Origin of the sequence: Haloimpatiens myeolchijeotgali, assembly GCF_042688525.2 — a bacterium.
In the GTDB taxonomy this organism is placed as follows: domain Bacteria; phylum Bacillota; class Clostridia; order Clostridiales; family Clostridiaceae; genus Haloimpatiens.
This window is the reverse complement of sequence record NZ_JBHWAB010000001.1, coordinates 2,046,569-2,060,593: the sequence shown is the minus strand read 5'-3', so window position 1 is coordinate 2,060,593 and position 14,025 is coordinate 2,046,569. Positions and strand designations below refer to the sequence as shown.

General features: G+C 26.6%; 11 protein-coding genes. All 11 read right to left on the bottom strand.

The window, feature by feature from the left end; all coding sequences use genetic code 11:
- Positions 1-35 precede the first annotated feature (35 nt).
- A complete protein-coding gene (locus ACFIJ5_RS09155) occupies positions 36-1,568 on the bottom strand; it encodes a sensor domain-containing diguanylate cyclase (RefSeq protein ID WP_379806265.1) in 1,533 nt (510 codons plus the stop codon).
- Positions 1,569-1,953: 385 nt separating this feature from the next.
- Entirely contained in the window at positions 1,954-2,235 is a 282-nt protein-coding gene (locus ACFIJ5_RS09150) for a hypothetical protein (RefSeq protein ID WP_379806263.1), read from the bottom strand.
- 183 nt (positions 2,236-2,418) lie between these two features.
- Positions 2,419-4,485, bottom strand: coding sequence for a sensor histidine kinase (locus tag ACFIJ5_RS09145; protein ID WP_379806261.1), 2,067 nt, complete (start codon positions 4,483-4,485; stop codon positions 2,419-2,421).
- Positions 4,463-5,155 (bottom strand): response regulator transcription factor, encoded by a 693-nt coding sequence (locus tag ACFIJ5_RS09140; RefSeq protein WP_379806259.1) that lies wholly within the window; start codon positions 5,153-5,155, stop codon positions 4,463-4,465. Before ACFIJ5_RS09140 ends, ACFIJ5_RS09145 begins: the two co-directional genes overlap by 23 nt.
- A 295-nt stretch (positions 5,156-5,450) precedes the next feature.
- Positions 5,451-6,749, bottom strand: a complete 1,299-nt coding sequence (locus ACFIJ5_RS09135; protein WP_379806257.1) for an L-cysteine desulfidase family protein — start codon at positions 6,747-6,749, stop codon at positions 5,451-5,453.
- A gap of 235 nt (positions 6,750-6,984) precedes the next feature.
- Positions 6,985-8,757: a sigma-54 interaction domain-containing protein gene (locus ACFIJ5_RS09130; RefSeq protein ID WP_379806255.1), complete on the bottom strand. Its 1,773-nt coding sequence runs from the start codon at positions 8,755-8,757 to the stop codon at positions 6,985-6,987.
- Positions 8,758-9,173: 416 nt separating this feature from the next.
- Positions 9,174-9,869 (bottom strand): ABC transporter ATP-binding protein, encoded by a 696-nt coding sequence (locus ACFIJ5_RS09125; protein WP_379806253.1) that lies wholly within the window; start codon positions 9,867-9,869, stop codon positions 9,174-9,176.
- 13 nt (positions 9,870-9,882) lie between these two features.
- Positions 9,883-11,346: an ABC transporter permease gene (locus ACFIJ5_RS09120; RefSeq protein ID WP_379806251.1), complete on the bottom strand. Its 1,464-nt coding sequence runs from the start codon at positions 11,344-11,346 to the stop codon at positions 9,883-9,885.
- Positions 11,347-11,400: 54 nt separating this feature from the next.
- Entirely contained in the window at positions 11,401-12,540 is a 1,140-nt protein-coding gene (locus tag ACFIJ5_RS09115) for a sensor histidine kinase (RefSeq protein WP_379806249.1), read from the bottom strand.
- Positions 12,534-13,199 carry a response regulator transcription factor gene (locus ACFIJ5_RS09110; RefSeq protein ID WP_379806247.1) on the bottom strand — a complete coding sequence of 222 codons (666 nt, stop codon included), beginning with the start codon at positions 13,197-13,199 and terminating at the stop codon, positions 12,534-12,536. The genes ACFIJ5_RS09115 and ACFIJ5_RS09110 overlap by 7 nt, the downstream gene beginning before the upstream one ends.
- A gap of 126 nt (positions 13,200-13,325) precedes the next feature.
- A complete protein-coding gene (locus ACFIJ5_RS09105; RefSeq protein WP_379806245.1) occupies positions 13,326-13,991 on the bottom strand; it encodes a lysophospholipid acyltransferase family protein in 666 nt (221 codons plus the stop codon).
- Positions 13,992-14,025 lie beyond the last annotated feature (34 nt).

Below are 14,025 nucleotides of genomic sequence, written 5' to 3'. Positions count from 1 at the left end.
TATCACCTTTTATAATTTGTCTTTTGTTAGTATATCTATTCTAATATTTTACTATTTTTAAATTTCCTTTTATATTCATACATCCTACTATCTGCAATTTTTATTAAATCACTATATGTATCTCCATCCTGAGGAAAACTTGAAATACCATAACTAAAACTACATATTACATTATCTTCATAAAACTTCATTGTATCTTTTTTCAAATGCTCAATTATTTTTTCAAATTTACAAGTTAATTTATCTTCACTAGAATTTAAAAATAAGCCTATAAATTCATCTCCACCATACCTTGCTAAAATATCTGTAGACTGTACTCTTCTTTTTAATTCTGAAGTAAATTTTTTTATATATTCGTCTCCATTTAAATGTCCATATTTATCATTTACTTTTTTTAATCCATTTATATCAAAAATAACAATATTAAAACTTTTATCTGTTCCACTTATATTTTGAAGACACTCGTCAAATTTTCTTTCAAAGTAACTTCTATTATATAATCCTGTTAACTTATCAAATTTTGATAGATATAATATCTCTTTATAAAGCTTATGCTTACATATAGATATTTCTATTTGACTTTTCATATATTCCATAGTTTCAATATCAACTTGTGTAAATACTCCTCTTTCATCACTATCTATATTTAAAATTCCATACAATTTGCCTTCAATGATAATAGGTGTGCTTATAACAGATTTTATTTGCCAATCCTTTTTTTTATTTGTTGTATCAATAATTTCAATATCTTCTAATTTATCAACATAGTCAATTATAACAGAATTTTTAATATTTCCTTTAGTTTTAATCCATAAAAATGATTTTTCAAGTGGAAGATTAAAACTCTTCATTTTATCTTTATCGAAACCCTTAGATGCAGCAACTTCAAATATTCCATTTTCATTTAAAATTAAAATACTTCCATATTCAGCTCCATTGATAACAGATATAGCTTTTTCTAAAATAAGCTGAAATAATTCATCAATATCATTTATACCTATTATTGATTGATTTATCTCAAGCATAGCTCCCTTTATTTTTAACAATTTATTTATTCTATTTTCATTCTTTTTCCTCTTAGTAATATCTATCATTATTCCTACTAAACCATCTACTTCACCGTTTTCAGAAGTAATTGCAGCTTTTCTAAAAACTACATCGTGGACTTCGCCATCAGGATATTTAAATTTTGACTCATAAACCTGTTTTCCTTTTTTATTCATAAGTTCCAAATCTGCTTTATGATAAATATTTGCAAATTTTCCTTGTTTTATTTCATATACTGTTTTATTTATAACCTCTTCTCTTTTCATGCCTAAACACTTTGCATATTCAGTGTTACATGCTGTATATCTACCACTTAAATCTTTACTAAAAAGAGGTTCTGGAATTGTATCTAAAATAGTTTTTAAGAAATTAAAATTTTTTTCAAGTTTCATTCTACTATCTTTTAATTCCCTTTCAATTTTTTTATATTTTATAACGTTTATTATGAGTACTACTATTATAAATATAAATATAACTAGTATAATATAATGAATATGTTTTAGTTTCTCTATAATATACATTCTCATACCCCTTAAACTTTAAATTATTATATACTGTATATTAGAACATACTACTATTAATTTTTATATAATCCTCAAGATAAAAAAATACTGCTAGTAATATTATTATGTAGAAAAATATATTTATTAAATTCAGATTTGATAATACATAATTGTTTCTTAGCAAATTTTATTTATAAAAGAATGGAAGCATTTATGACTAATTCATTAATGTTAATTTTCTTTACCTGATATGCACTTATAAGATTTATCTATAATATGTTGAAAAGATTTATTTCTCAAATAAATATATTAACTATATCGTTGCAATTATCTAAATACTTTAATTGAAAAATATAATATAAACGTGTTTTTAAACCTTATATATATTTATTTACTAACTGTTCTAAATTAGACCAATACTTGAAGAAGTATTGTCAATTTCATCTATAGACTCTCTCATAATTTTCACTTCAATTTTCATATCTTTAAGCAAGCTAACCATATTTTGTTGATTATTACTTATTGTAACATTATTTTCATCTAAACTCTTAAGCATTTTAGAATTTTTATTTATTTTATTTTCCAAGTTATTTAACCTCTCCTCAAAATTATCTAACCTTTCATTAACACTTTCTAATTCATTCTTTATTAATTTACTAAATTCTTTTTCTAAACTATTACTCATATAATCACCACCAACTTTATTATTTGATAATACATTGTAATTTATGACATGAAAAATTATAGATTTTAAAAAAATATATATGATTAATTTATATAATATAAATCATAATATTAATTAAAAAAACTGTGTTAAAATAAGTTTCTACTTTAACACAGTTCTTATATATATTTATTTTTCATTCCCCTATTTTCTGAAAACTATAAATACCTTAAACATATCACATTCTTTCTCAATATACATCTTTCCTCCATGAAGTTCAACTATACTTTTTGCGATAGCAAGACCTAAACCTGAACCTTCAACTTTTGAATTTCTTGATTCATCCCCTCTTTTAAATCTTTCTACTATTTCATCTACATCAAAATTCATTTCATAAGCTGAAATATTTTTAAAAGATATTTTAATATTATTATTTTCATTAACAATATCAATATAAGCTCTAGTATTCTTCATAGCATATTTACATGTATTAGATATTAAGTTTTCAAAAACTCTTGACATCTGCTTTCCATCCAACTGAAGACACACTGAAGACTCAAAAGTATTCACCTTAAAGTCTATATTGTTTTCTTGACAATTGGTTGTATATTCACCTAAAGATTGATATATAAGATCTACAACATCAACTTTTTCTTTATGAAGCTGTACCTTTCCGCTGTTAATTTTTGAAACCTCAAATAAATCCTCAATCAAAACTTTTAATTTATTGGCTTTTCTATCAAGTATCTTTATATAATCTTTTCTTTCTTCTTCTGTTAATTCATCTCTTTTAAGTAAATCAACATAAGTCACTATAGAAGTAAGTGGCGTTTTTAAGTCATGTGAAACATTTGAAATAAGTTCTGTTTTTAATCTTTCATTTTTTATATGCTCTTCTAATGCTTTTTGATAACCTTGTTTTATGGAATTAATATTTCTTGCTAATATTACTAAGTCATTTTCATTTTGTTCTTCAAGTGTAAAATCAAAATTTCCTCCAGACATTTGTTCTGTTCCTTCTAATATTTTTTTTAAATATAGCTCACTTTTATACATACGAATAGGCTCAATTATAGAATACCAAACTGCAAAACAAAAACTCAAAAATGACCCAAATGTATAATTTTTACCAAAGGCTGCTATCAACATAAGCATAAATACACTTCTTAAAGCAAAAAATAAAAATACACTTTTAAAATTAGTACCATTTCTTTTATTTTTTATACTATACTCATCTATTTCTGAAGAAAAATCTCCTTGCACAAGTTTTTGTGAATAATTTAAAATATTAATAAATCTATTTTTTTTCTTTGCTTCTAAAAAAGGACTTATTACACAATACCAAAATATAAATCCCATTCCTATAATAGTTACAAATTCACCTTTCGTATATACATCTGTTAAACCAGTAAAAAACATTAATGCATATATTATCATGAAACCAGTTCTACAAATCATTGTAACTAATATATTTTTCAATCTTTTATCTGTAGGAGCATCTTTTATCAAATTCTCTATTAAATCAGTTAAATTTGTAAATATCTCCTTTATTTTATCGAAAGTATAACTGGTGTATTTCTTTATCTGTTGTAATACATTTTCTTTACCTTCTTTTTTAACCCATGGAATAGTTTTTACCAAATATACTATTAAAATAATTAAACATGCTATACTAAAAATCAGTTTTTCCCAAGCTTTAACTACTGGTCTTAATATATAACTTCTCATAAAACTTTTTGTATTACTATCATTTTTATCATACCAATAATACTCTATAAAATCCTTTGATATAGTCATCTTTTTTATATATTCTGGTGACCCTATAGTTAAAGGAGAAAACTTTTTATTATTGTCAGCCTTGTAAAAAACATAAGCATTTTGTTTTAAATATTCTTCTATATTATTTTTTCCCAAAAGTAAATCATAATAATTTGTATATATATTCCCTGTTTTATTATCTACAAATAAAAATTTTACATTACGGTTTTGAAATTGTTCATGCAAGTCACTTCCTAATATTTTGTCATTTCTTAAACCATTTAAATAATCTGTATATGAATACATCTCTTCACTGACACTCTTAGCATTTATCATAAACTGTCTTTGTATTATTTCATCCTTTTTTAATATGTTATTTATATTTCCATTTATAAATAAGTCCACACTAAAATTAATACCTATTATTGTTATTATGAAAACCACTAAACTTACAATTAAAAAATTTCTAACTTTATTACATTCATTACTTTTATTTGTCCATTTTGTATCCAATACCCCACACCACCTTAATATATTTAGGTTCTTTAGGATTTATTTCTATTTTTTCTCGTATTCTTCTTATATGAACTGTTACTGTATTTTGATTTCCAAAAAACGGTTCATTCCATACATTTTCATATATTTGCTTAATGGACATAACTCTGCCTGGGTTTTCTGCTAAAAATTGTAATATTTTATATTCAAGTGGTGTAAGCTTAACATTCTCTCCATCTACCGTTACAATCTTAGATGCTTTATTTATAACTAATTCTTTTATTTTTATTTCATCATTACTTACTTCACCATTTCCAAGGTATAAATACCTTCTAAGTTGTGACTTTACCCTTGCAACTAATTCTAAAGGATTAAAAGGCTTTGTTATATAATCGTCTGCTCCTATATTAAGACCTAGAATTTTATCTATATCTTCACTTTTAGCTGAAAGCATAATAATAGGTATATTTTTATTTTCTCTTATTCTCATACAAGTTCTTATACCATCCATCTTCGGCATCATAACATCGAGTATTATGAGATCTACCTCTTGTTCGCCTAATATCTCTAATGCCTCAATACCATCTTGTGCTTTAAAAACCTGAATGTCACTTCCATTCAAATATATTTCTATAGCATCCCTTATTTCTTTTTCGTCGTCAACAACTAAAACTTTTTTACTTTCCATACCGTCACCTCTATCATATTATAAATACATATTGCTAATTTTTAAAGCTTATATCTATTACATTTTAACATAAATTCCAATTTGGTCACCCCTATACCTTACTTTCATTTATAATTATAGATACTAAAACTTACAAAACAACATATGAAATTATTAAGAAACTATTAAGAAACTTAGATAAAATAAAAAAAATAAAGTACAAATTACAAATTAAGAAAAACATCTTATTTGCTCTTTGTACTTTAAACTTTATACTTTATACTTTACTTTTATAATAATATTAAAAGTTCTTATATTATGCTTTTGTTTGCATTCCTTTCATTACATCTAATATAACATGATCAGTTACATTCATTCCTTTTGTTGATAAAGCATTTAAATTTCTTATTGTTTCTTCTACAGACTCTGCTATAATTCCATTATAAGGTGGTACTATGTTATCATTTACTGCAAGTAATGCAGATTGAACAGCTGCTGAAGCTGAAGTAGCAAGTTTTAATGCACAACCAACCTTTGCTCCATCACAAATCATTCCACTAGTATCTGCTAACATATTCTTTATAGCTCCATCTATTTGATCGTCATTACCACCCATTAACCAAGCAATGGCAGCGCCAGCACCCGTTCCTGCTGCAACTCCACAGCCGCATATAGCTGATAATCTACCAATATAGTGTTTAATATAACTGTTTATAATATGACTTATTGCTACTGCTCTAGCTATTTTTTCATTATCTACATCAAATTTTTTTCTATAAGCAGCTATAGGTAATATTGCTGTTAATCCATTATTACCACTTCCGTTACTGCTCATTACAGGCATACTTACACCAGACATTCTAACATCAGATGAAGCTGCAGTAAGCATCATAGAACAATTCATCAAGTCATCTGCTAATATTCCTTTTTTCATGCTTTCGTGGAACCCAAATCCTACTCCTAATCCTTTCTTTTGTTTCAATCCTTCTTCTGCTACTTTTTCATTCATAGTAAGACCGTCTAACATAAATTTAATATCATTATAAGGTATTTTTTCTATTGCTCTTACGATATCTCTTATTTTTAAAGTGTATAAAACATTTTCTCCCTTACTATCACTCTCGCCATTACCTTCTTGAAGATTTAGTAAAACTTCCCCATTTGATTCTAAGTATACAAAATTACTATGTCTTTCTTTTATTATTGCTTTTGAAGTTCCTTTATTAGTGCTAAGATTTACTTCTATATATATTTTTTCATCTGTATCTTTAATTCCTAATGCAACTTTTCCACTATCCAATAGCGCTTTTGCCTTTTCTACTTGTTCTTTTGTAATATCTTTTAATACTTCAAGTTCTCTTTCGCTATTTCCACCTACTATTCCTAAAGCAGATGCAATATATAATCCTACTTGATCTGTATTTGGTATTCCTACAGATAAACCATTTTTATATATATTAGGACTAACTAAAACCTTTACAGTGTCTATTTCTTCAAATTTAATTAATTCTTTAGCTTTTGCACAGGCTAAAGCTACTGCCACCGGCTCAGTACATCCTATTGCAGGAACTACTTCCTCTTTTAATGTTTCAACTATAATTTTTTCTAAATTCATAAGTCTCCCCCACTTCTTTTTATTTCTTATATTTTTATTGATAAATTAAAAATCAATATTATTTTTACAAGTTATAAGCTTTGTAATATATAATTAGCAATAATTGTGCCAACATGAAAAGCATTGAATTTTGTATGTTTTTTAATCTAATTTTCTCAAAATGAGAAAAATAGATTAAAAAACAGTCTCAAAATGAGAATTTGTATCATTTTGAGACTGGATTACAATTTCAATATTAAATTTTCACTTCGTATTCTTTAATTTTTCTATACATAGTTGCTCTACTTATGCCAAGAGCCTCAGCAGCTTTTGTAATAGCCTGTTTAGTTCCACCAAAATGCTTTATAGCTTTTATTATTTCTCCTTTTTCTAAATCCTTTATTGGGATAATCTCTGTAAAGTTAGGTATAGCTACTGATCTATCAACATTTTTTAATCTATTAGGCAAATCAACATCTCTAATCAAATTACCACTGCACATATTAACTGCATACTCTATAGTATTTTCAAGTTCTCTTACATTACCTGGCCAATCATAGTTCATAAAAATTTCAAGAGAATTATAATCAAAGTTTTCAATATTTTTCTCCAACTTTTTATTACATTTATTAAGAAGATATTGTACAAGAATTGGAATATCTTCTTTTCTTTCTCTTAACGGAGGAACATTTAAAGGAATTACATTAAGCCTATAAAATAAATCCTGTCTAAATTCTCCTTCAAGTACTTTATTTTCTAAATCTTTATTAGTTGCTGCAATAACTCTTACATCTATTGGAATAAACTCTTTTCCTCCAACTCTTTCAACAACTCTATCCTGTAAAACTCTTAAAAGCTTTGTTTGAAGGTGAATAGGCATATCACCAATTTCATCTAAAAAAATTGTTCCTTTGTTTGCTAGTTCAAATTTTCCAGTTTTTCCTCCACGTTTAGCTCCAGAAAAAGCCCCTTCTTCATATCCAAATAATTCACTTTCTAATAATTGTTCAGGTATAGCAGCACAGTTTATTGGAATAAACGGTTTTTTAGCTCTATCACTCTCAAAATGAATTGCTCTAGCAAATAGTTCTTTACCTGTCCCACTTTCCCCTAATACTAGTACTGTAGAAGATGATTTTGCAGCCTTTTGAGCCTCTATTTTTACCTCTTTCAAGCATCCTTCTGTACCTATAATATCGTCAAAACTTGTTATAATATTTGCTATTGTTACATCATTTACTATGTTTATTACATCTTTAATATTACTAAATGTAAAAACTATGCCAAAACTTTTATCTCCTATAGTAATAGGATTACCATCAAAAATACCTCTAAAACGATGGTGATCATTTTTATATCGAAATTGCTTATTTTTTATACCTACATTCTCTTGTATTAATTTACTTATATTTATATCACCAATGAAATCTCTTATGTTCATATTTGATATTTGTTTTTTATCAACTTGAAATAATTTAAGTGCTTTTTTATTGTAGTGTAGTATATTTCCATCACTATCACAGGCAATAACTCCTCTATCAACAGAGTTTAACACAATTTCTAATTCTCTTAAAAGAAGTTTTATTTTATTTGTATTTTCCATTTCCAAAAGCTTTGAAGATATCAAATCTGCCATTCTATTTAAAAAAGTCATAAGATTTTCTTCATTTTTTAGTATGGTATCTCTTTGTTCTTCTTCAAAAGCAATAAGTCCTATAACTCCTACAATATCATTATTAATTTTTATAGGACAACATACTTCTGCATATTCCTTACAGTCTTCTTTACAATCACATTTTAGACAAGCAGGATGACTGCCAGGATTTTCAATTATAAAGCTTTCTCCTTTTTTTAAAGTAAATCCAAAGGCAGAATTACCAGTTACTCTCTCTCCAATGCACTTACTATATCTTCCTGTACCACCGATTCTATTTAATTTATCATCAACTATAGTTACATCAATCTTTAAAACACTTGATATTGCTTCACAGATATTTTGAACACTTGAAACTATTTTCATAAAATCCATAATAAACATCCTTTACACATATAATATGCTAATACTATTTTACAATATCAAATAAAAAAACTTTTTTCAATAAGATATTAAATTTTCACTCAACTTTCACAAGTAAAAAACAGCCGCTACGGAAAATGATATCTTGCTTAGAAACCTTTCACTTCAGTAACAAGTTCTAAACTTTACTCATATTGAAAAAAGATTTTTTAATTAATATTCCGTAGGAATCAGTAATTAAAAAATAACTTTTTTCAAATTCGTAAAGCTAAGAACTTGTAAACTTTGTTCAAATGTTTCTTACGCAATATATCATTTCCCTTCGCTAGACAGTATTTTTTTACTGCAAAAGTTGAAATTTTTATAATAAAAAAACACTATTAAATTTCATCTCAATAATTTAATAGTGCTTTTTAAATATTTATTTTTTAATCTTCATACCCAACATTTACTCTAATTGGATGTAAAACACCATCTTTCATACCATACACTTCATCTGCTTTTTTAGCTAATGTATTAGAATGAGTTACAATTATAATACATTTATTTTCTTTGTGAGCTAAATCCGTTAAAATTTTTGTTATAATATCTCCAGTTCTACTATCTAAGTTTCCAGTAGGTTCATCGGCTAAAATTAATTCAGGATTAGAAGATAATGCCCTTGCTATAGCAACTCTTTGCTGCTCACCACCACTCAATTTTAAAACTCTTCTTTTGGCTTTATCTTCATTAAGTCCAACTTTTTTTAATAGCTGCATAGCTCTGATTTTTCTTTCATTTGATGGCCACTTACAAAGTTCTAATGAAATCATTACGTTTTCTGCAGCCGTCAATTGAGGAAGCAAATTAAATGATTGAAATACAATTCCTATATCATTACTTCTATATTTATCTCTGTCTAATTTTTTTAATGAATTTTCTTTGAAAAATATATCTCCATTTTTAACTTTATCTAACCCAGCTAAAAGCGAGAGAAGCGTAGTCTTTCCACTTCCTGAGCTACCTGTTATTGCATAAACTTTTCCTTTTTCAAAACAAGCATTTACTTTTTTTACTGCCATGACTTTTTCATTCATAGAATTATATTCATAAGAAACATCTTCAACTCTTAATATTTCTTCCATTATATTCACCCCTTTAATTTCTATTATTTAGTATATTCATAGGTTCATATTTCATTATCCAGTAACTTGAAGCTATACTTCCACAAGAAGCTATAAATAATCCTACAAGTATTAACGCTAGTATTTCTTTTGTTCCAACTACAGTATCAATGTCATCTATAGGTTTTACAGACTCGCTTTTTTTGTTATTAGTTTCACCAATTATAAGTGAACCTCCAAAAGGATCTTTCTTATTTTCATCTTCTACTTTCTTTTGAGCGGTAATTTCTTTTTGAAGTAAATATTGTCCTGTTTTTTGTGATATTGCCTTTCCTGCTATTCCTCCAGCTCCTAAAGCAAGTGTAGTAATTAATAATGTTTCTATTATAATTTGAAGTGCAATTTTTCTCTTTTTCACACCTAATGCCCTCAATACACCTATTTCCATTTTTCTTTCTCTTGTTGTTAAAGTCATAAGTAAAATCATAACAGCGCCTCCTGATGCAACAACAATTATTAAGAATATATCCATAAAAGAATTCAATTTTTCTAGTGGACCTACTAGTTTTTTATACTCCGTATCATTGGCATCTACTGCATAATTTTCTAAATTTAAACCTGAATCTTTAATTTCTTTTTTAAATGATTCTATGTTAATTGGGTCATCAACAAAATATGTTGCCTTTTTTATAATTTTATCTTTTGAATTTTTAGTAAACATGTCATTTACAGTACTTATAGGTGAATACATTGTATTTGCTCTATACATAAATGGTATTGGTATAGACATATCTTCCTGAACACTGTCCTCATATAATCCTATAATTTTTAATTTCTTAACTTTTTTATCTTCTAATCCTCTTACTTCTATGGTATCCCCTACTTTTAACTTGTTTAAATCAGCAAAAAGTTTACTTACAACTACAACTGGCTTTTTGTTTTTTATTTCTTCTTCATTATAGAATCTTCCCTTAACTATTTTTTTATCTCCATTTTTAAAATCTGATTGATATTTTGGATTTGAATCCCCTATAAGTTTAATTTTGGGCATTTCTATTTCTACTTCTTTTGACTTTTCTCCATTTTTGCCATTTATTACTATTCCTTTAGTATTTTTATTGGTCTCATTATTTTCGCCTACTGCTTTCAAATTAGTAGTCAATGACATCTCAGATGTATAATTATAGTCCTTTACATATTTTGAATTTTTATATTTGTCTACAATTTTTTCAGTTAATGGGTCAATTTTAATTTTATCTGGTTCTTCACCTTTTTGCATTGACTCCATAAATTTTTTTTGAAGATTTTGTTCATCAACCTGAATAGTGACATCATTACCTAATTTTTTTCTTGTCTCTGTAATACTTTTATTTGTACCAGCTTTAATTGACAACCCTACAAAAACTGATGCTGTAATAATAAACATTATAACTCCCAATAAAATACTTCTACCTGGAATTCTTACTACATTTTTTAAAGCTTGTTTAAAACTAAACATATATTCCAACTCCTTTCCTTTCGTTAATTGAATTATATAAAATTCAATGTTAAGCTAACATAAAGAAACAGGCAATGAAATATAAAATGTGCTTCCTTCTCCAGCAGAACTTTCTACCCACACAATACCATTGCAAAGATCTACCGCATTTTTTATAAGTGCCAATCCAATTCCATATCCGTTTTTCTTTGAATTTGGTATACTGTAATAAGGTTTCCAAATGTACTCTTGTTCTTTTTCTGGTATTCCTTTTCCAAAATCTTTTACAGAAACAATTACAGAGCCTAAGTATTCCTTCACATTCACAATTATTGGTGTATCTTTGTCACTATATTTTATTGCATTGTCTAACAAATTACATATACTTCTGTGTAACCATACTTCCTTCCCAACAACTGGCGATACACCTTCTTCAGGAATTTCTAATTCAATTTTTCTTCCAGTAGATAAATATTCGTCAACGCCTTGGGCAGCCACTAAAGCCATATCTACTAATTCGCCTTTATCATTAATTTGTCTTGAAGATATTATGAGCATATCATCAATAGTCTTTTTTAAATTATCTACATATTTATTTAATTCTTTTTTTTCACAATCTATTTCTATTTTTGATTTTAATATAGCTAAAGAATTTCTAATTTCATGGGAAGCATAGGAATTAAATCGTTCTAGATCTGTATAAGTTCTATTTAACCTTTTAATAGCATTATTATAGGTCTGTGTTAATTTTACCATCTCATAATCTGTTTTAGGTTTTTCAGAAAATAATTCTAACTTTTCTGGTGACATCCTATCAATCATTTTAGAAACGGATCTTATAGGTTTCATTGCTAAACTTGATATATACTTACTGATAAAAAAGGTAATCGATATGATAACAAAAATAGTAATTAAAGATATCCATATTAATCTTTTGGATAATTCATTCACTAATAAATTATCTAATTGAACAGTATTTACATTAGTTTTTGTTAAATTCTCTGGTAAAAATTTCAATTTAGGTTCAAACGAAATACTTTCTTTTGATACCCCATGAACAGTTACATAAACTCCATTAGGGTATATTTTTTCAACTAACGGTTTTTCCTTCAAACTGCTTTTTAAAGAAATATTAAATAATATTACTAGAGTGATAACTGCTATAATTACAAAAAGACTGAATATTAATGCAATTCTAGTCCTTAATTTTAACATAATCTATACCCCTTTCCCTTTATTGTTTCTATCAGTGGCTCTCCTGTTTCTTTTTTTAACTTTCTTCTTAAGTTAGCTAAATGAACTCTTACAACATTTGAAAATATATCTATATTATCATCCCATACATGTTCTAAAATATCCTCTGTAGAAACAACCTGTGGATATTTGCTTCCCATGTATTCTAAAATGTCAAATTCTCTAGCAGTTAATTTTATTTCTTTTTTGTCATAAGTAACAATACGGGAAGCTGGATTTATTATAAGTAATCCAATTGTTATTATTGGATTACTTCTTCCATGAGAACGTCTAACAAGCGCCTGCATTCTTGCTCTAAGTTCTTCAAATGCAAAAGGTTTTATTAAATAATCATCAGCACCGTTGTCTAACCCAAGAGCTTTGTCTGAAATTTTATCTCTTGCTGTAAGCATTAAAATAGGAGTATCTATTCCTTCTATTCTTAATGTTTTACAAATTTCTAAACCATCTTTATCTGGCAAATTCAAATCCAAAATTATGATATCGTATTCAGTTACTAAAGCTTTTTCTTCTCCTTCTAATCCCTTATTAGCAATATCAACTGCAAAACCAAATTCTATTAACCCTTGTTTTAATGTTTTTGATAATTCAATTTCATCTTCGATTATTAGCACTCTCATAAATACTTATACCTCCCTGTATAAAAAAATAAAGTATGTATTTATTATTATACATACTTTTCTAAATATTTTTCAATTTTAATTAACTTTATAATGCACTTTCAATTATATCATGAGTAATTTGATTTAAATTTCTCTCTCTTCTTTAGATAATTTTTCAATATATATAGGTTTATGAACTGTCATTTTAACAGTGTTCCCTCTCACCTTATTACCAACTTCCAAAACTTTATAGGTTCCATCTACAGTAATAGGTACAATTGGCACATTTGCTTTTATAGCTAATTTCATACTTCCTTTTTTAAACTCTCCCATTTCTGACTTTAAACTTCTTGTACCCTCTGGAAAAATAATCATAGAATATCCTTTTTTTAAATTTTCTACACCTTCATTTATAGATTTCAAACCCTCTCTAACATTTTTTCTATCAATAAATACACTGTGAACTGCCCTTAACCATGTGCTAACTAAAGGAATTTTGATTATTTCCTTTTTTGCAATAAACCCTGTAAGTCTATTAAGATTTGAATATAATAAAAACCCATCAAAAATTGCTTGATGATTAGATATAAAAACACAAGGTTCATCTGGTATATTTTCAAGCCCTTTTACTATTGTTTTTGTTTTAGATTTTTTCAAAATATGATCTGATAAACTCTTAACCTTTTTATAAACATATTCATCTATAACTTCTTGTGACTTTCCCTTTAAAAAAAACATTTTTGTTTTTCCTGTAATACTAAAAACCATCATATATATTCCAAAATAAGTATACCAAAGTAATTTAATCATCTGTACATTCTCCTTCTCTTATAGTTATAAGCTC